Genomic DNA, 26,895 nt, shown 5'->3' with positions numbered 1-26,895 from the left:
TGTGTGAACCACTTTGAGAAATAGACCATTAAGGAGTCACCAAGCGATGAGTCACGAGAAGCAGTTCTATATCAACGGTCAGTGGGTTTCGCCCAAGGGCGACAAGACCCTGGACGTGATCAACCCGGCTGACGAAAGCGTCGCCGCAACTATCGCTCTGGGCAATCATGAAGACGTTGATCTGGCTGTAGCTGCTGCCAGAGAGGCTTTCGACAGTTACTCGCAAGCCAGCCGCGAGGAACGCATCGCCCTGCTGGAACGCATCATCGAAGTCTTCAAGAAACGCATGAACGACGTTGCTGAAGCCATCTCCACCGAAATGGGCGCGCCCAGCAAGCTGGCCAAAGTAGCCCAGGCAGCCTCCGGCCTCGGGCATTTTGCCACCGCTCTGGAAGTCCTCAAGGAATACGAATTCGACGAAGAAATCGGCACCACGCTGGTCACCAAGGAGCCGATCGGCGTCTGCGGCCTGATCACCCCGTGGAACTGGCCGATGAACCAGTTGACCTGCAAGGTCGCCCCCGCCCTGGCCACCGGCTGCACCATGGTACTGAAACCGTCCGAAGTGGCCCCGCTGTCTGCCCTGGTGCTGGCCGAAATTCTCGATGAAGCCGGCGTTCCCGCAGGCGTGTTCAACATGGTCAATGGCGACGGCCCCACCGTCGGCGCTGCCATGTCGGCCCATCCGGATATCGACATGATGTCGTTCACCGGTTCCACCGCTGCCGGCCGTCTGGTCATGAAGTCCGGTGCCGACACCATCAAGCGTGTTGCGCTTGAGCTGGGTGGCAAATCAGCCAACATCCTGCTGGATGACGTCGATTTCGAAAAATCCGTCAAACACGCCGTGTTCAGCTGCATGAACAACACCGGGCAATCCTGTAACGCACCAACACGCCTGCTGGTCCCCAATGACCAGATGGATGCGGTTGCCGACATGGCCGCCAAGGTGTGCGCCAAGGTCAAACCCGGTCATCCAAAAGCGGAAGACACCGTCATGGGCCCGGTCGCCTCCAAAGCGCAGTGGAGCAAGATTCAGGACCTGATTCAGGCCGGTATCGATGAAGGCGCGAAGCTGTTGGCTGGCGGCCCGGGCAAGCCGGAAGGCCTGGAGACCGGTTTCTACGTCAAGCCGACCGTGTTCACTCACGTTACCAATGACATGACCATCGCCCGCGAAGAAATCTTCGGGCCGGTACTGTCGATCATCGGTTACGCCGATGAAGACGATGCAGTACGCATTGCCAACGATACCCGCTACGGCCTCTCCGGTTACGTCTCATCCGGTGACCTTGATCGCGCGCGGAAAGTTGCCCGCCGCATGCGCACCGGCATGATTCACATCAACGGCGCTGCCGGCGACAACAAGGCACCCTTTGGTGGTTACAAGGAATCCGGCAACGGCCGCGAATGGGGCCACCACGGCTTCGAAGACTTCCTCGAAATCAAATCCATGTTCGGTTACAACCCCAAGTAACCAGCACATAGATGCACGACCCATCAGGCCGGCTCAATAGCCGGCCTGATTATGTTTAGCCCGCAGCAAAAGCACACCCCCTACCCCGGAAAGCCACCCGGAAGCATTACTCGCCTGAGTTCCGTAAGGAAGCTTTGGCGCTGGCCGAGAAAGTTGTCATCACCTACATGGGACCCAAAAAGATGAAAAAAGATTTGAGATTTAGGCGTGCTCTCTTGCTAACGTCTTTTGCATTATTCATCAGTGCCTGTGATCAACTGTTCACTGACTCACCCTTTGATGCAGACGGCAAGCTTACCCGCGCCGAGCTGGACCATTTCCTGGTGGGAATGAAAGAAGCGACGAACATCACTGAAAACGTGGAAAACTGCATCAAGACACAGTCTGAGCTTCGCGCAGAGATAGCTGGCGATCCCGAAACCCTCGATCCTGAATCGCTGTCGCTGCCGGAGGAAAATTGGGTGCCTTTGGATACGTCGGACAAACGGATTATCTTGGCTCAGCTTGTCGTGACCGAGGCCAGCGTGTTCTGCACTACAGGGCGAGAAATGTGAGCGCCAAGGCGCAGGCCTTTCCGCAGTACGCACAGAGCTTACTGCCGGCAAACTCGCCATCCTCCCCCCGAACTGAATCAACCCAAAGGGCTGTTGCAACAAATAACCAAGGGAATTGTGCACAAACTGAGTGCTCGACTGAATTCAAACTTGATCACATGAATAGAGCTGTACCATCCCCAGTGCAAAAACGCTAAAATAGCTCGTTTAAAGCTTGAGCACACGGATAAGTCAATGGCATTAATCACATTTTCCTCAAACGATTACGCCGAGCATGAGCGCCTTGAAGCCTCAAAAGATGTGTATGCCGCGATGGCCAACATCGACGTTGATATAGCAAAGGACCAAATACCCTCAATTGAAACACGTATTCGGCTACTGCCGGGCGTGTCCATTGCACTGGTGAAAACATCCTCCCTGATCGTGCACCGGCGCAAGCCAGAGATTCAGGACGGAAACGATGACTTTTCTCTGTTAATAAATCCGGCAAGCCATTCTCACTGGATATCTGACCTGCCCCGCGTGGGCGAGTTAAAGGGTGACCCCGGTACAGGTTGCTTTGCATTCAATGACCGACCGGGGAAAATCATTTTCCCTTCCACAACCACACATATGCTCAATCTCACCTTTTCCCGAGCATTGCTGGGCCAGCTGGTATTCGACCTGGAAAGCGCCAAAACCCCTTCCCGTCTGGTCCATGACCCCTTGAGGCATCTGGTAAGACGCGCGCTCGAACTCACTCGAACTGACGCTACACTGGCGAACAACCCCGTTGATGAAACCAATTACCTGCTCGATCTCGCTACCCTCGCAACCGGTGCACGGGGTGATTGCGCCATACAGGCAAGCCAAAGAGGCCTTGCCCTTGCACGCCTTAGAGCAATCAAAGCCGATATTCGGGCGTACGCATGGCGTGGTGACCTCAACCTTGGCTGGATAGCCAGGCGCCATGGCGTATCGCCCAGTTATGTGCGTGCCATGTTTGAACGCAACGGACAAAGCTTTTCGGACTTTTTGCTTGAACAACGGCTGCAACGCGTATTTGCCCGATTGAACAACCCCGCCTACTACAGCTGTACCATCGCCAACATTGCCTACGATGCGGGCTTTAACAACCTGTCTTGGTTTTACCGCGCATTCAAACGATTTTATGAACTCAATCCATCTGATATCAGAGCCAGTAATATCTGATACAGAGCAGCCAAGCACCCGTAAATGCTGCCGTTGTAGCAGCCATATCCGAGTGTTGTAGCGCTCAGTGGACGCTGATGTCTCCCACTTTTTGTTAGTCTTCGCCAGATCAAAGCGGAGACAACAACATGCCAGCCCCCGAGTACGGAACCCCCATCAAAAAAAGCCGACTTTTCAGCCACAGAGCTCTCTCGCTGACGCGTTGGCTTACCCTGTTGGGCGCCTGCGTCGCACCCCTGCTGGCTCAGGCGCAGAGCTGCCCCTCGGGCGATAACACGGACGATCAATACATACTGGGCGAGGCCGATGGCACCGCCAGCGCCATGCACTGGCCCACCGGCTTAGTGTGGAAGCGCTGCAGTGAAGGCCAAACGTTCGAGAACGGCCAATGTACTGGCACTGCACAGACGAAAGACTGGAACACCTGGGCCGAAGCCGACCGCCTGCTGCCCAGATCCTTCAACAATCAAACCAACTGGGGCATCGGGGCCGGCTTCCGCCAGAACCTGCTGGAGAGCGGTGGCTGGCGTATGGCGTATCGATACGAATTGCGGAAGATCACCGAACCCTGCGACACCATCGCCCCCAAGGTCAACCGCATCGTTTTTCCTGACACACCGTCTTGGCCTATCTGGTCGGGTTCGCCGCATTTTAGCGATTATGACTTCGCGTTCTTCGTGGACCCCTACCATGGCTACGCCAGCTACTTCGGCCGCAGCTACAACTATCACGTTCGGCTCGTTCGCGGCGGAGAGTCTTTTGACCCTTTGACCACTCCCCCTGCGCAGGATGCCGCGCCAGGCAACACCGCATCCTTTCCGGCATTTACCCTATCGACTCCGACATCTCCCATCTCGACTAGCCTGCCTGATGGTCAATCCTGGGGCGGTGCGCGCATCAGTGGCGACGGCAACCCCGAATTCCAGCTCAACGGTGCCGGCGACTGGGTGCAGGAAGCCATCGTCAAAAGTGGCGATCAAATCACTGTGCGACTCACGGCCCCAGGCACGGTGGGCGACAGTCATACGGCCACCTTCACCCTGCGCAGCGGCCAGACCACCTTCACCAGCGCCAATGCCAGCAATGGCGGCAATGAAGCCACAGCCCTGCAGGAAACCAGCGCCAGCTTTACCGTGAACGCCTTTATCCCCGTAGCGGGTGTTTGCGGCACGGCAAACGGGGTGGCCACGCTGGCCGCACCCAGTGCCAACCTGTGTAGCACCGGTACGGCCAGCGCGGTGGATGGCAGCGCAGTGGACGCCTTCATCTGGGCTTGCCAGGGTCAGTATGGTGGTGCCGATTCGGGGCAATGCAGTGCCCCTCGCCAATATGAGGTGACGCCGTCAGCCGGGGCCAATGGCAGCATCGCACCGTCCAGCATGCAGCTGATCACAGCAGGTCAGACGACAAGCTTCATGGTCACGCCGCCAGCCAACTACAGCCCCGCCATCAGCGGTACCTGCCCGGCCGGAAGCTGGAGTGGTAGCAGTTACACCACAGGCGCAATCATGGCGTCCTGCACGGTCACAGCAAACTTTGCCGCACGTACGGCAATCGCCATACCCCTGGCCGAAGGCCCGCATAGTGGCGAAGCGCTGGATCTGGCCGTTGCAGGCAGCGAGTGGCACCTGGATTCAGCGCAGAGCCTGACAGCGGCCAGCCTGGCTACCGCCTTGCCACCGGGGGTGACCCTGCCACATGGCGCCCTGAGCCTGCGTCTGACCGATGGCACGCCGGGCAGCAATGCGACTGTTGAGCTGACGTACCCGTTTGATCTACCTGCCGGGACGCGCTACTACAAATACGGCCCTACGGCGGATAACCCCGCTGACCACTGGTACCCCTACGATGGCGCCGTGATCAGTGGCAATACCATCACCCTGACCCTCACCGATGGCGGCGCCGGCGACAGCGACCTGAGTGTCAACGGCATCATCGACGATCCGGGCGGCCCGGCGTTATTAGCAGCGGATCTCGCCCCGATCCCCACGCTGTCTCAATGGGCCATGATGTTGCTGGCAGGGATCATTGGCCTGCTGGCATTGAACAGAGTGCGGTGGATGCCCAACACCTGAGCATCAGCACCGCCCCCCCTTCCGCGAGCGCTGCACTTTTGAACATGTGTAGCGCTCAGTGGACGCCTGGATTGAAGGCTTTTGGTATCGTACCGCCATTACGCGAGATGGAACTTAACATGAAAAATATCTTCTTTGGATACTGCAGCCTGCTACTGTTGCTGGTAATCAATACGGCCAATGCAGCGCCCTTCGCCTATCTGAATGCGGGAAACTCCGTGGCTGTGGTTGATGTGGAAACCATGACCGAGATTCAACGGATCGATGTTGGCAGAAACCTGGGCTATCTTCATGTACGCCCCGGTGGAAAGTATCTCTACGGCGTTTCGTCCTCACAGCTTTATCATCCATATCAGGACTATATTACCGTTATCGATACCACCAGCCATACTGTGGCAACACATTTCGAGGTGGCTACACGAGCAGGCCTGAAATTCGTCACCTCAAGCCCCGATGGCAAACGAATTTATGCCGTTGATCACCATAACTATCTGTACTTCATCGATGCCGAAACGCACGAGCTTTTACATTCCCTTGAAATAATAGAGCATGATGATCCCTTCACTCCAGTGATTAGCAGCGATGTTGAGGATATTGATGTTTCGCATGACAGCAAGCACATCATGCTTTCCGTGGGCCGCACTGGCTCCCGGGCTGGCTACCGGTTTTATGATGCACAAACTTACGCTTCTATAGGTCAAGTCCGACCGCTTATAGATGGCAGCATATCTTTCAGAAATATTCGCGCAAACCCTTATCCCCGTCGTACTGCCGCCGATGGGCTGCACGGCCACCTCTTTCGGGCCTGTGGTAGATTAGATCTCTTTCCGGGCTCTTATCTATACCCTAGTTGCATCCTGAGCTCGCTCCCTTACTCTGAAGAAACGAACGAATACTATTCCGGGAATTACGAATACTTGGATAGTAGGGCGTATGCTTTTTTTACAACACCGGGCAACAGTTTTTATACCAGCCTCACATTTTCGTACGATGGAGAGCTTGCCTTTATCAGTGAGTTTGCCGGTGGGGATAACTTTACGACGCTTGCTCGCATCCATGTCGCGACGGCGAACGCCCCTGGGGCAGTTGGAAGTTATGTTGTTCCTATCAACGATACGCAACCCATAAATCTTGATGCCCATCCTGGCAGGGATGAGCTGTTTCTCTACACGGGTAAAGCGGATCTGTACAGATTGACTTATGAGCGTTCTGACCCACTGACGCCTACGCGGGATTTTATTCATATCAGCGGTGGTGGCATTGCCACAGGCCAATTTGTCGGCGGGCCCATGCCGCTGACCGCATCCATCCAAACCGGTGCAGTAAGATTTCCTTACTTGCCGCTCACGCCATCCAGTCAAAAGGTATTCAGCTTCCATAACCGTTTGAATCAAAAACCGGTCGCACTTCAGTGCAGCCTGGATAACGGGCAGGCGTTTTCTCTCAGCGGTGGTGATGTCAATGTCAGCCTGCAACCGGATGAAACGATTGAAGTCACAGTGAATTTCTCTTCCGCTGTAGCTGGGCAATACACCGATACATTGCGCTGCAGCGACAGCAATAACGGTGAGTTCATTTATTCCCTGGAGGGCAATTATGTCGCCCCCGTCACCGCGACACCCGCCAGCGGATCGACCATTGTGCTGCCAACCCAGTGGCCTGCCACCGGTGCCACTTCTCAGACCATCAACTTCCAGAACCCGAACCTGACGCCGGCCAATGTGTCTTGCAGCATCAGCGGCAGTACCGGAGAGCTTTCCGTCGCCAGTAATCTGACCGTGCCCGCCAGCGGCAATGCCAACCTGAGGGTAAACCTGGATTCAGCCAATAGCGGCACCTTTAATGGCACCCTGAGCTGCTCCAGCGATGTTGGCGGCTCATATGTCTATGACCTCTCGGGCGAGACCATCACGCCCCTGGTGGCTCAGCCCATTTGGCCCCTCCCTTCCAGGGGAGCGCTTGAAATGGGGTACATCTATCCGCTGCAATCCGAGCTGCAGAGAACCCTGTCATTCGAGAATGCAAACGCCAGCCCGCTAGGATTCAGTTGCCAACTGACATCGGACGACAGTGGCTTTATGCTTGAGCCTGTTCCAGGCCAGGTTGCAGCCGGCGGCATGGTCGATGTCACGGTCACCTACCGATCCGATGCGCCGGCCCTCGAAACCCTTGCTCGGCTGGACTGTGAGGACGAGACAGGTCAGCAGTGGTCCCATAACTTTCGTGCCAGTGCGCTGATGCCGATCAACGCCACACCGGCCAAGAACAGCGACATCATACTGCCGCCGCAGCGCGTGGGTACTGCACCAACGGCAGCCACCTTTACATTCAGGAATCCTGAGAATCTGATCGAGGGATTGTTCTTTTACTGCCAAATGAGCCCATCAACACCCTCTTTTGTCATTAAAAACCTGGACGGATTTCACACACTTCCCACCGGGGAAGAGAAAAGCTTCAGTGTCGAGTTTAACAGCAGCACTGCGGGTAACTTCAGCACCGCACTGACCTGTTATGTACTGCAAAATGACATTGGCGAAGGACTGGTTGAGCAAATCGAATACACCCTCAACGCTTCCACGTTCTACGCGCTAACGTCATCGCCCCGCAGCGGCAGCACAATCAACCTGCCGGATGTCACTATCGACCCAGAGGCCACTTCAGCCCCGGCCGGTGAAGAGTTGACGCGGGCAACAAACGCCACCATCAGCTTCCAGAACCACGCACCGGCTGATGAGTCACTGAGCTGCAGTTTGAATGATGGCAGTGTCTTTTCGATCAATGCCATGCCAATGACGATCCCTGCCAACAGCAGTGCCTCTTTGACCGTAACCTTCAACCCGGTCACGCCAGGCGAATATACCGATACGCTCAGCTGTTCCGGGGCAAGTGGCGACCTGTTCAGCTTCACTCTCCAGGGGCAGGGCGTTGAAGTGCCTCCGCGACGCACCGAGATGGAACTGCCACTGTCCGAGGGGCCACACAGCGGCAAAATGCTGCACCTGGCGGTCACAGACAGCGAATGGAACCTGGATGCAGCGCAGACCTTGACCGCTGCCAGCCTGGGAGCTGCCTTGCCACAGGGTGTGATGCTGCCGCACGGCGCCCTGAGCCTGCGCCTGACCGAGGGTACGCCGGGCAGTAGCTCCACGATAGTACTGACCTACCCGTTTGATCTACCTGCCGGGACGCGCTACTACAAATATGGCCCTACAGCGGATAACCCCGCCGACCACTGGTACCCCTACGATGGCGCCGTGATCAGTGGCAACACCATCACCCTGACCCTGACCGATGGCGGCGCCGGCGACAGCGACCTGAACGTCAACGGCATCATCGACGATCCGGGCGGCCCGGTGTTGCTGGCAGCGGATCTCGCTCCAATCCCCACGCTGTCCCAATGGGCCATGCTGCTGCTGGCGGGGATCATGGGCCTGCTGGCCATGCAAAGAATGCGGTGGATGCCCAACACCTGAGCATCAGCACCGCCCCCTTCCTTGAGCGCTGCACTTTTGAACATGTGTAGCGCTCAGTGGACGCCTGGATTGACGGCTTTTGTTAGTCTTCGCCAGATCAAAGCGGAGACAACAACATGCCAGCCCCCGAGTACAGAACCCTGACGACCAAAAGCCGACTTTTCAGCCACAGAGCTCTCTCGCTGGCGCGTTGGCTTACCCTGTTGGGCGCCTGCGCCGCACCCCTGCTGGCACAGGCGCAGAACTGCCCCACGGGCGATAACACGGACGATCAATACATTCTGGGCGAGGCCGATGGCACCGCCAGCGCCATGCACTGGCCCACCGGGCTGGTGTGGAAGCGCTGCAGCGAGGGCCAGACGTTCGAGAGCGGCCAATGTACCGGCACTGCACAGACGAAAGACTGGAACAACTGGGCCGAAGCGGACCGCCTGCTGCCCAAATCCTTCGCGAATCAAACCAACTGGGGCATCGGGGCCGGCCTCAGCCAGAACCTGCTGGAGAGCGGCGGCTGGCGCATGGCGTACATGAACGAGTTGCACAAGATTACCGAAAACTGCGGCACCAACCCCAGAGTCAACCGCAGGGTATTTCCCGATACCCCGTCTTCGTATTTCTGGTCTGGGTCTCCCAGTGCCATCAATTCGAACAGCGCGTTTCGGGTGTCCTTCGGCGGTTTTGGCATCGGCACCTCCAACCGAAGCAACAACCAGCGCGTTCGTCTCGTGCGCGGCGGACAGTCTTTTGCCGCTCTGACGTCCCCCAGCGCGCAGACCGTCAGCGCCGGAGACTCCGCCACCTTCCCCGCTTTCACCCTTGCGCCCAGCGTGCCCGCTGGCCAGGCCTGGGGCGGTGCGCGCATCAGTGGTGATGGCAACCCCGAATTCCAGCTCAACGGCACCGGCGACTGGGTACAACAAGCCATTGTCAAAAGCGGCGACCAGATCACCGTGCGTTTCAACGCCCCGGACTCCGGTAGCCGTACCGTTACCTTCACCCTGCGTAGCGGCCAGACCACCGGCACCAGAGACAATGCAAGCAATGGCGGCAATGAAGCCACCGCCCTGCAGGAAACCAGCGCCAGTTTTACCGCGCTTTCCCGAGTAACCGATCTATCACTGCAACTGCCCGAAGGCCCTGACAGCGGCGAAACGATGAATTTGTCTGTCACAGACAGCGAATGGAACCTGGATGCAGCGCAAACCTTGACCGCTGCCAGCCTGGGAGCCGCCTTGCCACCGGGGGTGACCCTGCCGCACGGTGCCGTAAGTTTGCGTCTGACCGATGGCACGCCGGGCAGCACCGCCACTGTTGTACTGACCTACCCGGAAGAGCTGCCCGCCGGGACGCGCTACTACAAATACGGCCCAACGGCGGATAACCCCGCCGACCACTGGTACCCCTACGATGGGGCCGTGATCAGTGGCAACACCATCACCCTGACCCTGACCGATGGCGGCGCAGGCGACAGCGACCTGAGCGTCAACGGCATTATCGACGATCCGGGCGGCCCGGCCTTGTTGGCAACGGATCTCGCCCCGATCCCCACGCTGTCCCAATGGGCCATGCTGCTGCTGGCAGGGATCATTGGCCTGCTGGCATTGAGCAAAGTGCGGTGGATGCACAACACCTGAGGATCATCACCGCGCGCGCCCCCCTTCCTAGAGCGCTGCACTTTTGAACATGTGTAGCGCTCAGTGGACGCTTGGTTTTACGGCTTTTGGTATCGTACCGCCATTACGCGAGATGGAACTTAACATGAAAAATATCTTCTTTGGATACTGCAGCCTGCTACTGTTGCTGGTAATCAATACGGCCAATGCAGCGCCTTACGCCTATCTGAATGCGGGGAACTCTGTGGCTGTGGTTGATGTGGAAACCATGACCGAGGTTCAACGAATCAATGTTGGTCGAAGGTTAGGTCACTTAGATGTACGCCCGGGGGGAAATTATGTATATGGCGTCATCGGAGCCAGAAATACAATCGGGGCTTATGATCCAAAAGATCGAGAGATTACCGTCATTGATATCCATGACTATTCAGTCAAACCAGCTATCAAAATACCTGAGAGCATCTTGGGTGCTTTTTTGCTACAGGTAACCTCCAGCCCGGATGGCACAAGAATTTATGCCATTGATAATAAAAATTACCTTTATTTTATCGACGCACAGACCCACGACATATTACATAGCGTACAGATAGACGACCCTGAATACTTACTGGGTGATGTTAGTGACATTGATGTTCTGGCTGATAACAGTGCTGTTATGGTGGCATACCAAGGCCGTTTTGTTTTTTATGACACTCAAAGTTATGCCGATATCGGCGGTGGAAACTACCCATTTCATGGTAGTGGGGTCAAGAGTGTTCGCGCTAACCCAAGACCCAGCAGAGATATAAACGGCACACTGGTAACGCATCAATACTTCTCATGCGGTACAGATAGTATTAAAGGTTATTCCACTTGTGTTGTGAGTTCAGACCAACGATCTGAAGACGGCAGATACGATGTAAATACTATTCTGATGTCCAGCGCTGAATTGCCCGACGGATTCAACACTGTTTATACAAGGATTGCCAATTCTTACGATGGAAGGAATACCTTTCTAAATACATACAGAGGCAATATCGATAATAAATATGCAGCCATTCATGTCTTTCAAGCCGGCCAAACTGTGCTCCGGTCGGGAGCGACCATTGAGTTCCCAATAAATACTGCAATCCCCATAAACCTTGACGCACACCCAAGTAAGGACCAGTTATTTGTTTATACAAACCATGGGGAGTTGTATAAAGTATCTTACCAATGGGTCGAAGATTGGCCCTTCACGCAAGAAAAATTGCAGATCAGCAATGGAGGGGGGGCTGTAGGTCATTTTATCGGTGGCCCCATGCCATTGATTGCCTCGATAAAACCCGGGGATACACCACTTCCCCATTTGCCGGTCAATACTGTTAGTCAAAAGGTATTTAGCTTCCATAACCATCTAAATCTCAAACCCGTCAGTTTGCAGTGCACACTTGATAACGGGCAGGCGTTTTCTCTCAGCGGTGGTGATGTCAATGTCAGCCTGCAATCGGATGAAACAGCCGAAGTCACCGTGAATTTCTCTGCCGCTGTAGCTGGACAGTACACCGATACATTACGCTGCAGCGACAGCAATAACGGTGAGTTCGTTTATTCCCTGGAGGGCAATTATGTCACTCCCGTCACCGCGACACCCGCCAGCGGATCACTCGTTGTGCTGCCAACCCAGTGGCCTGCCACCGGTGCCACTTATCAGACCATCAACTTCCAAAACCCGAATCTGACGCCGGCCAATGTGTCTTGCAGCATCAGCGACATTAACGGCGTGTTTTCCGCTGCCGACAGCCTGACCGTACCCGCCAGCGGCAATGCCAACCTGAGGGTAAACCTTGACTCAGCCAATGCCGGTATCTTTGACGGCACCCTGAACTGCTCCAGCGATGTTGGCGGCGCCTATGTCTATGACCTCTCGGGCGAGACCATCACGCCCCTGGTGGCTCAACCCATTGTGCCGGGCTCTGTCAATGGGGCGCTTGATATGGGGTACGTCTATCCACTGCAATCAGCGTTACAGAGAACCCTGTCGTTCGAGAATGTGAACGTCAGCTCTCTCGGATTCAGTTGCCAACTGGCATCGGACGACAGTGGCTTTACCCTTGAGCCTGTTCCGGGCCAGGTTGCAGCCGGAGGCATGGTCGATGTCACGGTCACCTACCGATCCGATGCGCCGGCCCTCGAAACCCTTGCCAGGCTGGACTGTGGAGACGAGACAGGACAGCAGTGGACCCATTACTTTCGTGCCAATGCGCTGATGCCGATCAACGCTACACCAGCTAAAAACAGCAATGTGATTCTGCCACCACAGCGCGTGGGCACTGCACCAACGTCAGCCTCGTTTACGCTCAGCAACCTTGAGAATGTGGTCGATGGATTTTACTTTGCCTGCACGACCCACTTGTTAACCCCGCCTTTTGTCGGCTATACACAAACATTGGAAATGCTGCCTCTTGGGGGGGAGAAAAGGTTCGATGTCGAGTTTGACAGCGCCACTGCGGGAGACTACACCACCACTCTCGACTGTTGGATACTGCACGAAGGCATCGGCTATGAGACGGCCGAAATAATTGAATACACCCTCAAGGCTTCAGCGTTCTACACGCTAACGTCATCGCCCCGCAGTGGCAGCACAATCAATCTGCCGGATGTCAGTATCGACCCAGAGGCCACCTCTGCCCCGGCCGGTGAAGAGTTGACGCGGGCAACAAACGCCGCCATCAGCTTCCAGAACCACGCACCGGCTGATGAATCACTGAGCTGCAGTTTGAATGGCGGCAGTGTCTTTTCGGTCAATGCCATGCCAATGACGATACCTGCCAACAGCAGTGCCACGCTGAACGTAACCTTCAACCCGGTCACGCCAGGCGAGTATACCGATACGCTCAGCTGTTCCGGTGCAAGTGGCGACCTGTTCAGCTTCACTCTCCAGGGGCGGGGCGTAGAGGCCCCTCCGCGACGCACCGAGATGGAACTGCCACTGTCCGAGGGGCCACACAGCGGCAAAATGCTGCACCTGGCGGTCACGGACAGCGAATGGAACCTGGATGCAGCGCAAACCTTGACCGCTGCCAGCCTGGGAACCGCCTTGCCACAGGGTGTGATGCTGCCCCACGGCGCCCTGAGCCTGCGCCTGACCGAGGGTACGCCGGGCAGTAGCTCCACGATAGTACTGACCTACCCGTTCGCTCTGCCCGCCGGGACGCGCTACTACAAATACGGCCCCACGGCGGATAACCCCGCCGACCACTGGTACCCCTACGATGGCGCCGTGATCAGTGGCAACACCATCACCCTGACCCTCACCGATGGCGGCGCCGGCGACAGCGACCTGAGTGTCAACGGCATCATCGACGATCCGGGTGGCCCGGTGTTGCTGGCAGCGGATCTCGCCCCGATCCCCACGCTGTCTCAATGGGCCATGCTGTTGCTGGCAGGGATCATTGGCCTGCTGGCATTGAACAGAGTGCGGTGGATGCACAACACCTGAGCATCAGCACCGCTCCCCCTTCCTCGAGCGCTGCACTTTTGAACACGTGTAGCGCTCAGTGGGTGCTTGGCTTGGCTTGGCTTGGCTTGGCTTGGCATGACGGATTTAGTTGGTTTGTTGCCATTGCTACACATGGAAAAAACAGATGTTTAAACTTGAAAACAGCGTCATCCGCAGGTTCTGTATCGCACTATCCAGGCTCAAGGTGCAGGCGCTCGTCCTGCTGTTTGGAAGCATGTTTGCCACTGCGGGATGGGCTCAAAGCGTCGCACTGGATTTCGACGGTCAGAATGATTACGTGACCCTATCCAGCTTGCCGCAGCAATGGTCGGACCTGCTCGATAACGGTTTCAGCATAACCCTTCAAGCTCAGCCTAAAAGTTACGGCTCTCCACAACGTCTGTTTTTTATTCAACAGGATAGTGCCAACTTTGCCACTGCCATGGTTAACTACCTTGGAGTTGTTTATTTTTATATGCAACGTGACGGTATTTCCTATTCAAGATCCAGCCAATCCGCACTGGAAAGAAACACCTGGCACAATCTTGCCTTTCGCTGGGAGCCTGGCGACAGTGGTGTGACCATCTGGACCGATGGTCAAAATACTACGAATCCAGCAACTTCTGGCACAACATCCTGGGGGAATAACGCTACCTTTACACTCGGCGCACGCACGGACGGCCGACAGGTATTCAATGGAGTACTGGATAATGTCCGCATCTGGGGTTCTGCGTTGGATGCCGTCAGTATTGGCAATATTGCCAATAATTACTGCCTGGGTCCTAGTAGCCCACTCCATGTCTACGACTTTGAAGTTGGTACTGCAGGAGCAGATAATGCAGGCTTGAATACATTGCCGGACTTGATTGGCAGTAACCCGGGTTCGCTTTCAGGATTCAGCCTCGTTGGTACTCGCTCAAACTGGGTTACCGGTCAACCCGACTGTGCTGATTATGACTTTTCCCTGAGTTCAACGGTATCGCACTCCGTCGTGGCACCCGCTGACCAACTGACCTGGTCTGCCACAGTAGACGGAAATACCTTGGTACCCGGCGATGCACTGCCCAATGTGGAAATGACGTTTTCTTTGCCCGCTAATCTACAGTTCATATCAGTGACGGCAGACCCAATATTCAGTTGTACAACGCCGACAGTGGGCTCGTCAGGGAGCGTGCTCTGCACAGCCTCGGGGCTGGTTGACACCGCCAGCCACACCCTTGCAGTCACAACTCGCGTTGATCCTGCTGTTGCACCCAATACGGTTCTTGAAACAGAGTGGAACCTGTTACAGCCACAGAGTGATCGACTGCCAACAAATAACAGATCCATGGCATCGGTGCGAGTCAGTAATACATTGTTGCTGGTTGATGATGATGTGACGCTGAACGGATCATCAATCGATATCAATGTGCTTGCAAACGACGCGGACAGCCCCGGTGGCCCCGGTCTTGATCCTGCCAGTCTTGTTCTCAGTTACCCCGCTGAAAATGGAACAGCCGGTTGTGACTCGAACGGCTGCAGCTACTTGCGTGACAGTGGCTTCAGTGGCACCGACAGCTTTCGTTACCAGGTGTGCGACGCAGGCACCCCTCAGGTGTGTGATGAAGCGACCGTTCGTATTGAAGCGCTTAGCGTAGCAGGAGCCTGCGGCACAGCAGACGGGGTGGTTACACTGGCCGCACCGAGCTCCAACCTGTGCAGCGTCGGTACGGCCAGCGCGGTGGATGGCAGCGCAACCGCCTTCACCTGGACTTGTCTGGGTCAGTATGGCGGCGCCGATTCCGGGCAATGCAGCGCCCCGCGCCAATATGAGGTGACGCCGTCAGCCGGGGCCAATGGCAGCATCGCACCGTCCAGCATGCAGCTGGTCACGGCAGGACAAACGGCAAGCTTTGCGGTCACGCCACCAGCTAACTACAGCGCTGTCATCAGCGGTACCTGCCCGGCCGGAAGCTGGAGTGGCAGCAGTTACACCACAGGCGCAATCATGGCGTCCTGCACGGTCACAGCAAGCTTTGCCGCACGTACGGCAATCGCCATACCCCTGGCCGAAGGCCCGCATAGTGGAGATACGCTGGACCTGGCTGTTACAGGCAGCGAGTGGCATATTGATGCCGCGCAGAGCCTGACAGTTGCAAGCCTGGCTACCGCCTTGCCACCGGGGGTGACCCTACCGCACGGGGCTGTGAGCCTGCGTCTGACGGATGGCACGCCGGGCAGCAATGCGACTGTTGAGCTGACGTACCCGTTTGATCTACCTGCCGGGACGCGCTACTACAAATACGGCCCAACGGCGGACAATCCTGCTGACCACTGGTATGCCTACCCCGGCGCGGTGATCAGTGGCAACACCATCACCCTGACCCTGACCGATGGCGGCGCCGGCGACAGCGACCTGAACGTCAACGGCATCATCGACGATCCGGGCGGCCCGGCGTTATTAGCTGCGGATCTCGCTCCGATCCCCACACTATCCCAATGGGTCATAATGTTGCTGGCAGGTATCATTGGCATGCTGGCATTGAAACAAGTACAGCGTGTAGAAAATACTTGAGCGATGACACAGGCTCCAATGAGCAACATCAGAGGTAAGAACAATGTCCGAACATCTTGGCTCTTGCCTCTGTGGCACCGTGAAATTTAAAGTACTTGGCCATTTCGACAATTTTTACATCTGCCATTGTCGGTATTGCCAGAAAGATACTGGGTCTGCCCATGCAGCAAATTTATTTGCTCAAACAGCGAACTTGATATGGTTGACAGGTGCGGAAGCTGTAACCGCATTTACTCTTCCCGGTACTCTCCACAACAAAAGCTTTTGCAGCCGGTGTGGTTCAGCATTGCCAAACGAGCAGCTTGCAGATGCAGTCCTTGTGCCCGCTGGTTGCCTGGACACCAAAGTAAACATGCTGCCAACCGCACATATTTTCACCACCCGGACGGCAGATTGGGATGATGCGGATTACGGCAAAGTGCCGCAATTCTCGGGCTTACCCGATTAAGCAATGATCAGCATATCCGATCGTTGTCCGCCTACAGCGTTTTTACAGAGGCCACCATTCAGCCACAAACAATGTCTACTAGTTGCTAACAGGCCCAAGATTTGACCCCAAGTCTTTCCCGCTCGCTCAGACCTTGGCTGCGTCTTCGACCGCTGGCTCAAACCGCTCTCTCAGCCACTGATTGATTTCGCCGGATTCATACAGCCACGTCTGCTGCCCATCGCTTTGCGTTACGCGCAGGCAGGGTACTTTGATGCGCCCGCCGCCGCTTTCCAGTTCGGCGCGGTGGTCTGCATCATTCCGCGCGTCGCGCAGGTCGATATTCAGGCCCAGCCGGGCAATTTCCTTGCGCACTTTGACGCAGAACGGGCACGCCTGAAACTGGTACAGAGCCAGGTCTTTGCAGGCGTTATCAACGTCTGCCTGGGCTTCAGCTGACCGTGACAGTGCCTTGGGCGTGGAGAGTTTCTCCATCAGCAATATCACCGGGGTCAGTACCAGGCGTACGAAGCGAAAGAAATAACGTATTACGATGTTCATCTGATCAGCCTTGAGTCGGAAAATGGTCGTTGGCGGCGGCAGATGGTAACAGTTTGCCGCCCCAGGGTCAGTGCAGTCGTCCAGCTTGGCCGCTAGCGGATCATGATTCGATCTGCCGATTAACGGGGCAATTGCAACATGGCCAGGCGCTCGCTGTTTTCCGGCCCGTCGCAGTTCAGGTACAGGGATTCATCCAGCCATTGCTGGTCGGGGTAGTAGGCAAACATGTATTGGCCGTCTTTCAGGCTATCGACCACCAGATCGGCCACTTCAGGTCGAACGGCCGGGCAACCCTGGCTGCGCCCTATCCTTCCCTGACGCTCCACCCACGCCGGGTCGACATAGTCTGCCGCATGAATAACGATGGCCCGTTCACGGGCCAGATCATTGATGCCCGGCTCCAGACCATCCATGCGCAACGAGTAACCATGCCGGCCCACATAGCTTTCCTGGGTGCGGAACAGCCCGATACTCGATTGATAACTGCCGAGAATGTTCGAGAAGTGTTCGGCATAGTTGTTGCCGGTATTCTGACCATGCGCAACCAGCTCATGCAGCAGCAGAGATTTTTCCTTGATATCGAACACCCAGAGACGGGGCTCGGAGGATGGCAAGGAAAAATCAATGACAGCCAGGCGCGCTGAAGGATCGGCACCGTGACGGACTGCACACTGCATGGCGCCGACGGCCTTGCCCAGCACTGTCCGGTCGATGTCCGGGGCCTGCAGGGCCAATGTATTGATCAGTTCTTTTTGTTGTTCGGCCTGAACGGGCATTGCCAACAGGCCGCACAAAGCCAACAGCAGCCCCATGGCTGCACTTTTGCGCGTCATTAAATCCCCTTCCATCACCAGGATGGAGCACTCCAAGGTCTATAATCTGGAATGACAAATAGTTGATGTCATATAAATTGTCACGGAAAGGATACCTTTTGTTCATTAAATGTACACAACAGTTCGTCGCCTTATCGCTGGGCTTGCTGCTGTCCAGCACCCTGTTGGCCGACGATCTGCCCCTGCTGATCACCGCGGAGCTCGACCCCGACCTGACCCCTTTGTGCCCGACGGATGCCCACAGCAACCCTGCCGCGCTGCATTTACTCTACTCTCACGCTGGCTTTCGCCCGCTGTGGCAGAACCCGGAGCAACGCTCGGCGCTGACCCACGCCGTGCAAACCCTGCAGGACGACGGCCTTGATCCCGAGCGTTACCGGGCCACCTGGCAGAGCAATACAGTCGACAAGGACAGCCTGTATCGCCGCCTGTGTGATGACATACTGATCAGCAGCCGCTATCTGTTGGCACTGGAACACTTGCTGCTCGGCAGCCTGCCCGCCGATGTGCAGGAAGGCTATTGGCAACACGAAACCGGCGCGCGCCCGGTTTTCACGCAGTGGCTGGCGGATCACATTGCCCTGCTCCCGGAGCCGACTGCCGCCATCAACGCTGCCCGGCCTGACAGCCCCCATTATCAGCAGCTGCGAATGGCCTATCGGCAGTTACGCGATCACCGGCCAGACTGGGATACGCTGGACACTGGCCCCAACCTGCGGCCAGAAAGCAGCAGCGAGCGCATTCCCCCGCTGCGCCAACGGCTATCGCATCTTGACCTGATTACCGCAGCTACCGACCCGGAACGCCCCGAGCATTATGACTCCGGCCTGGAAACGGCCGTGCGCAGCATGCAGTCCCGCTACGGGCTGACGGTGGACGGTATCGTGGGGGCGGCAACCATCGAAGCGCTGAACGTTTCACGCGAAGATCGCCTGCAACAGCTGCGCATCAACCTGGAACGCCAGCGGTGGCTGGAGCACTTCTTTCAGCCTGATCAACTGGTCGTCAACATTGCCGGCGGTGATATCCGGCTCTACAAAAAGGGGGAACGCCAATGGGAAGCACGTGCGCAGACCGGGCGACTGAGCCGACGCACGCCCTTGTTGGTATCGACCCTGAATCGGGTTACCTTGAACCCGAGCTGGACCATTCCACCGACCATTCTGCGCGAGGACAAACTGCCGGGCATTCGCAATGACCCGGATTTTCTTGCGCGTGAACACCTGCGCGTACTGGACTTTCAGGGCCGACAGCTGGACCCGGCCGAGGTCGACTGGCAACATCCGCAGGGCATTATGCTGCGCCAGGACCCCGGGCCGCTCAACCCGCTCGGGCGCATGGCTTTCCGCTTTCCCAACCCCTTCCATGTGTATTTGCACGACACGCCCAGCCAGCATATTTTCCAGCTGTCCAACCGCAGTGTGAGTTCGGGCTGTGTTCGGGTGCAACGCGCCGCCGAGCTGGCTGAAGCCGTGTTTGCCACTCTGCCGGCGGAACGCCGAACCCAGATCGAGCAGCAGCTGGCCAGTGGACGCACGCGGGAAATCAATCTGCCGACGGGCATCCAGCTGATACTCGCCTACTGGACCGCTGAAGTAGAGGACGGGCAACTGCGCTTTCTGCCCGACCCCTACAACATGGATCCGGCGCTGATCAGTGCGCTGCACTGACCGGTTTGACGCGGAACCAGAGCGCGTACAAACCCGGCAGGAACAGCAGCGTGATCAGACTGCCCACCAGGGTGCCGCCAATCAGCACATAGGCCATCGGGCCCCAGAAAGCATCAAAAGTCAGGGGAACGAAGGCCAACACTGCTGCCAGTGCAGTCAGCAACACGGGCCGCGTGCGCTGCACAGTGGCTTCGACCAGGGCTTCATTGCGCTGCATGCCGGCCTCCAGGTTGTCGTCGATCTGTTTGGTCAGAATCAGTGTGTTGCGCATCAGAATCCCCGCCAGACCGGTCAGCCCCAGCAGAGCCACAAAACCGAACGGCTGATTGCCCAGCAACAGCGCCAGGGTCGCGCCAATCACTCCCAGCGGCGCTGTCGCCAGCACCATCAAGGTGCCGGAGAAGGTGCGCATTTGCAGCATGATGACTACCAGCATCAAGGCCAGCATGATCGGCTGTACTTTGGCGATGGAGTCCTGCCCCTTGGCTGACTGCTCTACCGCACCGCCAATATCCACGCGATAGCCCGGCGGCAACTGGGCACGGAAATCCGCCATCTGCTGCCACAGGCTCATGGTCACATTCGGCGGCTGCGCGCCCTGAATATCCGCTTGCACGGTTATATAGGGTTCGCGGTTGTAGCGCTTGAGCACCGGCTCTTCACTGGCCACTTCGATCAGGCCGGCCTGAGACAGGGTAATGGTGCGGCCATCCGCGGTCCGCAGGGGCAGATCGGCAAAGTTGTCCAGCTCGGACCCTTCGCCGCGCACCAGCAATTGCACGCTGCGAATATCCTGACGCAGCACGGTTACCGGCATGCCGCCCCACTGCAGCTGCAATTGATTCGACAAGTCACTCGCGGTCAAACCGATTGCACGCAACCGTTCCGGATCCAGCCGCAAGCGCACCACCGGCACCCGATCACCCCAGTCCAGGTGCGGTTCAACAACGTTCGGGTGGCCACTGATCAACTCACGCAGGCGGCTGGCCTGTTCGCGCAATACCGCCGGATCATCACCCACCACACGGAACTCCACCGGGAATACCACCGGCGGCCCGAACAACAAGCGGTGTACACGCACGCGGGCTTCCGGGTAGGCGCCGGCATCCACGGCAGCCTGCAAATCAGCCATGATGCGGTTGCGACCGTGTTCATCCTGCGCAATCGCGACCACCTTGGCAAAGTTGCTGCTGGGCTGTTCCGGGTTCAGCGAGATAAAGAAACGCGGTGCCCCGGCCCCCAGGTAACTGGAGAGCGACACCACATCCGGATGGTCGCGCAATTGCGCTTCGATCCGCCGGGTCAGGGCATCGGTTGCGCCGATACTGCTGCCTTCCGGCAAATGCACATCGACCAGCACTTCAGGACGGTCGGAAGACGGGAAGAACTGCTTTTGTACCAGGGTCTGCATGCCGACAATCGACAGCACAAAGAGCCCGACAGTTGCCAAAACCACCGTTTTGCGGAACTGCACGCAGCGCTGGATCAAGCGGCGGAAACGCTGGTAATTGGGCGTCTGATACTGCGCGCCATGCTTCTCCGCCAGCTGGTCCCGGGGTACGTCCTTGAGCAGCAATACGCCGAGATAGGGCGTAAAGATCACGGCCACCAGCCAGGAGGCGAGCAAGGCAAAGGCCAGGACCCAGAAAATATTGCCGGTATACTCACCCACGCCCGAGCGGGCAAAACCGATCGGCACAAAACCGATCACCGTGACCAGGGTGCCTGACAACATGGGCGCTGCCGTCACCGTCCAGGCATGGGCCGCCGCCCTGAGCCGGTCCCAGCCCTCCTCCATTTTCACCAGCATCATCTCGATAGCGATAATGGCGTCGTCAACCAGCAAACCCAGCGCGATGATCAAGGCGCCCAGGGTAATGCGGTCAAAGTTCATTCCGCGCATCAGCATCAGCAGAAAGGTCAGGCACAGGGTCAGCGGCACTGCGATACCGACAATCAGGCCGGGGCGAAAGCCGATACTGGCGAAGCTGACCAGCATGACCACCAGCACAGCGAGCAAAAACTTGTACTGGAACAGTTCCACGGAACGGGTAATGGCTTCGCGTTGGTTGGTGATCTGGCGGAACTCCATGCCCAGCGGCAAACCGGCACTCAGCTCCGTGTGCAGTTCGGCCAGCTCTGCCCCCACATCCAGACCGTTGCGGCCCCGTTCGAGCACCACGCCAATCAATACCGCCTCTTCGGCGAAGGCACGAATCATATAGCCCGGCGGATCTTCATAGCCGCGCCGCACCTCGGCAATATCGCCCAGGCGAATCAGGCGCTCGCCCACTTGCAGCGGCACATTGGCAATGGCGTCCAGATCGGCCAGGTCGGCATCCACCCGCCAGTACAGGCGCGGCCCGCTGGTTTCCACCAGGCCGGCCGGCAACAGGCGATTCCAGGCATCCAGTGCTTCGGCGATCTGCTGCGGGCCGATACCCAGCTGGGCCAGTTGTTGCGGGTCAACGTCAACGAAGACGCGCTCCGGGCGCTCACCCAGAATCTGTACCTTTTGTACGCCATCAACCCGGCTGAAACGATCGCGCAAGGTCTCCGCTTCGCGCACCAGTTCCCGAGGCGGCAAACCCGGAGCCGTCAGGGCATACAAAGAAAAATACACATCGGCAAAGTCGTCATTGACAAAAGGCCCCTGCACGCCGGGCGGCAAACCGGGTGCTGCGTCCTGCATCCGCTTGCGTACCTGGTAGAAGAGTTCCGGCAGGGTGTCCGATGGGGTGAAATCCTCGAACGTTACTTTCATATCAACCCGGCCAGGCCGCGCGGTGGTTTCGATCTTGTCGAAAAAACGCACTTCCTGCAGACGCTTTTCCAGCGGCTCGGCGACCTGCAGCTCCATCTGTGATGCGGTTGCACCCGGCCATACTGCGCTGACCATCACCACGCGGACGGTAAAGTTGGGGTCCTCTGCCCGCCCCAGGGCAAAGAAGGAATACACGCCGACGACAGCCGTCACCAGCAGGAAAAACAGCGTCATCGAGCGTTCGCGTACCGCATGAGCGGACAGGTTGAAACGCAAGGGGTCCATGCTCATGGCAGCACCTCAACCGCCTGCCCCGCCTCGAGCAGATGCACACCCAGCGCAACGACGGGTGTGCCGGCCGGCAAGCCACTGCGAATCCAGGCCAGCTCCTTGCGCGTGCTGACCAGCTCGACGGAAACGAACTCGACCTTGCCGTCCCGTACGTGCCACACGCCTGTGCCCTGCCCCTTGTCGATCAGCGCACTGAGCGGCAACTGCTGCATACCGTCACGTTCATCGCCATTGCCATTCAGTTGCAGCGTCACGCTGCTGCCCAACGGCCAATTGGCCGGGTCATCCTCAATGGCAAAACGCGCCCGCCAGCTGCGCGTCATCGGGTCTGCCGCACCGGCGACTTCTCGCAAACTGGCAGGTGCCCGCTGCTGGCCGCCAAAGAGCACAACCTGCCCCTGTTCCGGCAAGCCACGGCGGCGGCGTTCCGGCACAAATACTTCAACTTCATGCTCGCCTTCAGAGGCCAGTACCGCGACAACCTGCCCCGGAGCAACGACCTGACCGACCTCGCCGCTGACTTCAATCAGCACACCGTCAGTCGGCGCCCGCAACTCCACGTATTCCAGCGCCGTTTCGGCCTGGGCCAGTTGCGCCTGGGCACTGCGAACACTTTGCTGCGCGGCATCGGCAGCGGTTACGGCATCATCGTAATTCTGCACCGGGACCAGATCGCGCTCGCGCAGGCTTTGCAGGCGCTGCCGGCTGGATTCGGCATTCTGCGCCTGCAAGCGCGCCGCCGTCAGTGCCGCGCGGGCTGAAGCCAGCTGCTGGGTGACATCCCGCGGGTCCAGCGTCAGCAACACATCATCAGCGTCGACCCGCTGCCCGGCCTGAACCCGGCGCTGATTGATTTCACCAGCCAGACGAAAGCCCAGCTCGACCTGATGCCGGGCTTGCACATTGCCACTCAAGGTCCATTCCGGAGGACTGGCCGGCTGTAATTGCACAACGCGGACTTTGGGCGGATTATCAACGTTGGACTGCGATGCGGACTCATTGCCACAACCCGCCAGCAGAGCCAGACCCAGCAGGGAGAAAAGTGCACGGCGCATTTTGGTAGCCTTATTGTGTAAGTACCGATATGTTGAACGTACCGATATAATTACAGAACGAAAACGTACCGTAAATAGTTTTTCGCCGTTGTCTATGTGCTTTGAATGGAGTGGAATCATGCCCAAACCCAGTAGCCACCCACGTCCGGGGCGGCCGGTCGATCCGGAAAAGATCGAGCGTATTCTGGACCATGCCCTGCAAAGCATTGCCGAAGGCGATTTGCAATTCGGCATGGAGTCGGTGGCACGCCGCGCCGGCGTCGCAAAAAGCACCCTGTACCGGCATTTCGATAATGCCGACGGCTTGCTCAAAGCGGTACTCGAGCGCCAGCATCGCGCCCTGGTGGGTAATGGTCCCGAGCCCTTTTCTTCGTTGGAGGGCTTGCGCGAGCAACTGCTCAACCTGGGACATCAGCTGCTGGACTTTCTCGCCAGTGAAGAAGGCATCAAGATCATGCGCGCCGTGATTGCGCATGGTGCTCGCCATGGCGCTCACGGACAGATGATCTATCAGGATGGGCCCATTGCCTTCGTGCGTCGCGCCGAAGAGTGCCTGCGCCACGCCGTCGAACAGGGTCAAATCAGCGTAGACGACCCGGCCATGGCGGCCGAGCAACTGGTTGGCATGTGGAAGGGCTGCATGCTCAATGGCTTGCTGATGAATGGTCGCCCGCTGCCTGATCAGGCCGAGCGACAGCTGCGCATTGAATCAGCCGTCGATCTTTTCCTGCGCGCGACCACGCGTCTCCCGGCCCAGTAAGGTCAGACGCGCCGGCGCACGCCGAACCAGCCCAGCAACAGGGCCAATAGTGCAATGCTCCAGCTCTGCAGGCTGGGTATGGGTGCTGCGGAACCTGCAAACAGCCCCGGCCCACCCGGATCGACGATACTGCCATTGGCGGTCAGATCCCCATCCCCCATTCCGCCATCGGTAATGCTGAAAGACACGTCAGCACCATTGAAGCTGGCAGGCATGACATACCAATGCGGCGCGGGGTTGTCGGCGGTGGGTCCGAACTTCCAGTACTGCGCACCACTCGGCAAGGGCGTCGGGTAGGTCATGGTGAGCGTGACGGTGCTCCCGGTGTCGCACCCACTCAGTTCAAAATCGAACAAGCCATGGGGAAAGCGCGTCTCTACACTGGTCGGCGGAAAGGTATCCGCAGATACAAAGTCGCTGCGAACGAAACCGCAACCGGTGCCACCACCATCAAGCTGAACGTTGATGGGGCCACTTCCGGTCGGTGAAGCGTCCGCTGCGGCAACGCGCACAAAACTGGCCGTTACCGTGCAGTCCGCAGCCAGCCCGTCGGTCGTGTAGGTGGCATCGACCAGAGTGCCGTTGCACCCATTCACCGTATCGAGACGATAATCCGTATCCGGAATGATCCCGAGCGCAAGGCTTCCCCCTGGTGCAACCCGCTGCGTGCTGGCTGGATCGAGTTGCCCGCCGGCGCCGGCATCAGGTGTGACCAGGAAATAGGCGGTTTCGAAGGCGCCCAGATCCACCACCCCGTCCACTGCGGGCAGAATACGGGGGCCACCCGACAGATCACTGGTTACGCCGGCGGGAATCGCCGCATTGCTGCCCGCATCGACGGCCGGTGAATCAGCCTGCAAGCGCAGATCGCCGCTACCCTGATCGACAAACAAGGGATTACTGGCCGGGTCAGTACCATCAAGATTGGCGTCGCCGAGTGGTTGCTGCCCCTCGACCAGGCTGTAGGTCGCAGTTACCCCGGAATCAACATCAGCGTTATGAATTTGGGCACCCACGGCGGTTGCAGTATTCCCCCAGGCAATACTGTTTACCAGTGTCGGAACGCTCTCGATAACGTTGTACAGGCCACCACCGACGGCCGCACTGTTGCCGCTGAGGGTGGTATTGATCAGTGTCGGGCTGCTTTGCGAACGGTTGTAGATCGCGCCACCGTCGTTGTCAGCGATATTGCCAAAGAAAACCGTGTTGGTTAGCGCCGGGCTCATGCCGAAGCTGTTGAACATTGCCCCGCCCTGGGCTGCCCGGTTGCCCATGAAAATGACGTTGTCAAATTCCGGCACGGTCAGAATCGGTGGTATGTTGCTCAGCTTGGCCGGATCACCGATGCTGGCGATCGCCCCGCCTAATTGACTGCTCCGGTTGTTCAGGAAAGTGACGTCATTAAACACTGGAGCGCCGTCATAGCTGTATATGGCGCCGCCATAGATGCTGGCGAAGTTGCCGCTGAATTGGAGATTATTCAGTGTCGGGCTGCCAAAGACCAGAATCAGCCCCGCGCCGGAACCATTATTGGAAGAACCATCGGCGTAGCCCGCAGTGATCGTAAATCCATCGAGTACGGTGCTGGCATCCACGTTAGTACCGGACAGCACATGCAGGCTGTTGGCACCCTGGATCTGACTCGTGTCGGTCACTACACCGCCCGAGCTGGCGTCATTGTTTTCAATATCACCACTCAGGATGGTCGTGTTGGTTTGCCAATCCCGATCGGCACGCAGGGACTCAGTACCGGAGAAGCCACCATACATCCCTACGCCATTGCGCAGCTGGAAGGCGACCGTGCGCTGTGCCGGATCGCTGGTGGGTGTATAGACACCAGCGGCAACCCAGATCTCGTCACCCGGCAAAGCAAGGCTCAGCGCGTCCTGCAGGTCGGTATAGGCATCAGCCCAGGTGGAGCCGTTATTGCCTCCGGTCGCCGATTGATCAACATGAATCTCGGCAGCCATCGATAGCAACGGGAGTTGCAGCAAGAGAAAAAGCGTACCGCGCATCACGGCGCGGTTAAAGGATGAAGCGCGGGTTCCGCATGGCATGGGCATGAACTCAGAGGCGTGGAAAGCATGCGGTAGAAGGGCCAAATCACGGAACTATTCGCAACAAGGGCAGACCGCTT

At 57.7% G+C, this 26,895-nt stretch carries 16 protein-coding genes; 11 read left to right on the top strand and 5 right to left on the bottom strand.

Going from position 1 to position 26,895, the window contains the following annotated elements; all coding sequences use genetic code 11:
* Positions 1-46 precede the first annotated feature (46 nt).
* The 9 genes from BLU07_RS06380 (at position 47) to BLU07_RS06340 (ending at position 16,845) form a co-directional block, all read left to right on the top strand.
* Positions 47-1,477: an aldehyde dehydrogenase family protein gene (locus tag BLU07_RS06380; RefSeq protein WP_092385250.1), complete on the top strand. Its 1,431-nt coding sequence runs from the start codon at positions 47-49 to the stop codon at positions 1,475-1,477.
* A gap of 134 nt (positions 1,478-1,611) precedes the next feature.
* Positions 1,612-2,031 carry a hypothetical protein gene (locus BLU07_RS06375; RefSeq protein ID WP_092385248.1) on the top strand — a complete coding sequence of 140 codons (420 nt, stop codon included), beginning with the start codon at positions 1,612-1,614 and terminating at the stop codon, positions 2,029-2,031.
* 234 nt (positions 2,032-2,265) lie between these two features.
* On the top strand, positions 2,266-3,222 hold the full coding sequence (locus BLU07_RS06370) for a helix-turn-helix domain-containing protein (RefSeq protein WP_092385246.1): 957 nt from the start codon (positions 2,266-2,268) through the stop codon (positions 3,220-3,222).
* Positions 3,223-3,350: 128 nt separating this feature from the next.
* Positions 3,351-5,297, top strand: coding sequence for an IPTL-CTERM sorting domain-containing protein (locus BLU07_RS06365; protein WP_092389639.1), 1,947 nt, complete (start codon positions 3,351-3,353; stop codon positions 5,295-5,297).
* A 119-nt stretch (positions 5,298-5,416) separates the two neighbouring features.
* Positions 5,417-8,770, top strand: coding sequence for an IPTL-CTERM sorting domain-containing protein (locus BLU07_RS06360; RefSeq protein WP_157719102.1), 3,354 nt, complete (start codon positions 5,417-5,419; stop codon positions 8,768-8,770).
* A 116-nt stretch (positions 8,771-8,886) separates the two neighbouring features.
* Entirely contained in the window at positions 8,887-10,404 is a 1,518-nt protein-coding gene (locus BLU07_RS06355; protein ID WP_092389637.1) for an Lcl C-terminal domain-containing protein, read from the top strand.
* A gap of 124 nt (positions 10,405-10,528) precedes the next feature.
* Positions 10,529-13,843 carry an IPTL-CTERM sorting domain-containing protein gene (locus BLU07_RS06350; protein ID WP_157719101.1) on the top strand — a complete coding sequence of 1,105 codons (3,315 nt, stop codon included), beginning with the start codon at positions 10,529-10,531 and terminating at the stop codon, positions 13,841-13,843.
* A 109-nt stretch (positions 13,844-13,952) separates the two neighbouring features.
* Complete coding sequence (locus BLU07_RS06345) at positions 13,953-16,397, top strand: choice-of-anchor U domain-containing protein (protein WP_157719100.1); 2,445 nt, start codon at positions 13,953-13,955, stop codon at positions 16,395-16,397.
* A 43-nt stretch (positions 16,398-16,440) separates the two neighbouring features.
* Positions 16,441-16,845, top strand: a complete 405-nt coding sequence (locus tag BLU07_RS06340) for a GFA family protein (RefSeq protein ID WP_092385238.1) — start codon at positions 16,441-16,443, stop codon at positions 16,843-16,845.
* A gap of 126 nt (positions 16,846-16,971) precedes the next feature.
* Here the strand turns inward: BLU07_RS06340 and BLU07_RS06335 are convergent, their stop codons facing one another.
* Both BLU07_RS06335 and BLU07_RS06330 read right to left on the bottom strand, forming a co-directional pair.
* Positions 16,972-17,385 (bottom strand): glutaredoxin family protein, encoded by a 414-nt coding sequence (locus BLU07_RS06335; protein WP_092385236.1) that lies wholly within the window; start codon positions 17,383-17,385, stop codon positions 16,972-16,974.
* Positions 17,386-17,504: 119 nt separating this feature from the next.
* Positions 17,505-18,161, bottom strand: coding sequence for a murein L,D-transpeptidase catalytic domain family protein (locus BLU07_RS06330; protein WP_231701724.1), 657 nt, complete (start codon positions 18,159-18,161; stop codon positions 17,505-17,507).
* A 155-nt stretch (positions 18,162-18,316) separates the two neighbouring features.
* On the opposite strand from BLU07_RS06330, the gene BLU07_RS06325 reads away from it, so the two are divergent.
* A complete protein-coding gene (locus BLU07_RS06325; protein WP_172830096.1) occupies positions 18,317-19,888 on the top strand; it encodes a L,D-transpeptidase family protein in 1,572 nt (523 codons plus the stop codon).
* On the opposite strand, the gene BLU07_RS06320 is transcribed toward BLU07_RS06325, so the two are convergent.
* A complete protein-coding gene (locus BLU07_RS06320) occupies positions 19,872-22,943 on the bottom strand; it encodes an efflux RND transporter permease subunit (protein ID WP_092385232.1) in 3,072 nt (1,023 codons plus the stop codon). The two genes, BLU07_RS06325 and BLU07_RS06320, sit on opposite strands and share 17 nt — an antisense overlap.
* Positions 22,940-23,998 carry an efflux RND transporter periplasmic adaptor subunit gene (locus tag BLU07_RS06315; protein ID WP_157719099.1) on the bottom strand — a complete coding sequence of 353 codons (1,059 nt, stop codon included), beginning with the start codon at positions 23,996-23,998 and terminating at the stop codon, positions 22,940-22,942. The genes BLU07_RS06320 and BLU07_RS06315 overlap by 4 nt, the downstream gene beginning before the upstream one ends.
* A gap of 118 nt (positions 23,999-24,116) precedes the next feature.
* Here BLU07_RS06315 and BLU07_RS06310 point away from each other — a divergent pair, with 118 nt between their 5' ends.
* Positions 24,117-24,758 carry a TetR/AcrR family transcriptional regulator gene (locus tag BLU07_RS06310; protein ID WP_172830095.1) on the top strand — a complete coding sequence of 214 codons (642 nt, stop codon included), beginning with the start codon at positions 24,117-24,119 and terminating at the stop codon, positions 24,756-24,758.
* Positions 24,759-24,760: 2 nt separating this feature from the next.
* Here the strand turns inward: BLU07_RS06310 and BLU07_RS06305 are convergent, their stop codons facing one another.
* Positions 24,761-26,815: an IPTL-CTERM sorting domain-containing protein gene (locus tag BLU07_RS06305; protein WP_172830094.1), complete on the bottom strand. Its 2,055-nt coding sequence runs from the start codon at positions 26,813-26,815 to the stop codon at positions 24,761-24,763.
* Between the last annotated feature and the right edge of the window lie 80 nt (positions 26,816-26,895).

This window comes from Halopseudomonas salegens, assembly GCF_900105655.1.
In the GTDB taxonomy this organism is placed as follows: Bacteria; Pseudomonadota; Gammaproteobacteria; order Pseudomonadales; family Pseudomonadaceae; genus Halopseudomonas; species Halopseudomonas salegens.
The sequence above is the reverse complement of the archived record's forward strand: the minus strand, read 5'-3'. Positions and strand labels throughout refer to the sequence as shown.

What these genes read in the sequence shown, in the direction of transcription:
- BLU07_RS06380 (WP_092385250.1), top strand. Translation starts at nt 47, where the DNA reads ATGAGTCACGAGAAGCAGTTCTATATCAACGGTCAGTGGGTTTCGCCC.
- BLU07_RS06370 (WP_092385246.1), top strand. Translation starts at nt 2,266, where the DNA reads ATGGCATTAATCACATTTTCCTCAAACGATTACGCCGAGCATGAGCGC.
- BLU07_RS06365 (WP_092389639.1), top strand. Translation starts at nt 3,351, where the DNA reads ATGCCAGCCCCCGAGTACGGAACCCCCATCAAAAAAAGCCGACTTTTC.
- BLU07_RS06360 (WP_157719102.1), top strand. Translation starts at nt 5,417, where the DNA reads ATGAAAAATATCTTCTTTGGATACTGCAGCCTGCTACTGTTGCTGGTA.
- BLU07_RS06355 (WP_092389637.1), top strand. Translation starts at nt 8,887, where the DNA reads ATGCCAGCCCCCGAGTACAGAACCCTGACGACCAAAAGCCGACTTTTC.
- BLU07_RS06350 (WP_157719101.1), top strand. Translation starts at nt 10,529, where the DNA reads ATGAAAAATATCTTCTTTGGATACTGCAGCCTGCTACTGTTGCTGGTA.
- BLU07_RS06340 (WP_092385238.1), top strand. Translation starts at nt 16,441, where the DNA reads ATGTCCGAACATCTTGGCTCTTGCCTCTGTGGCACCGTGAAATTTAAA.
- BLU07_RS06335 (WP_092385236.1), bottom strand. Translation starts at nt 17,385, where the DNA reads ATGAACATCGTAATACGTTATTTCTTTCGCTTCGTACGCCTGGTACTG.
- BLU07_RS06330 (WP_231701724.1), bottom strand. Translation starts at nt 18,161, where the DNA reads ATGCCCGTTCAGGCCGAACAACAAAAAGAACTGATCAATACATTGGCC.
- BLU07_RS06320 (WP_092385232.1), bottom strand. Translation starts at nt 22,943, where the DNA reads ATGAGCATGGACCCCTTGCGTTTCAACCTGTCCGCTCATGCGGTACGC.
- BLU07_RS06315 (WP_157719099.1), bottom strand. Translation starts at nt 23,998, where the DNA reads ATGCGCCGTGCACTTTTCTCCCTGCTGGGTCTGGCTCTGCTGGCGGGT.
- BLU07_RS06310 (WP_172830095.1), top strand. Translation starts at nt 24,117, where the DNA reads ATGCCCAAACCCAGTAGCCACCCACGTCCGGGGCGGCCGGTCGATCCG.
- BLU07_RS06305 (WP_172830094.1), bottom strand. Translation starts at nt 26,815, where the DNA reads ATGCCATGCGGAACCCGCGCTTCATCCTTTAACCGCGCCGTGATGCGC.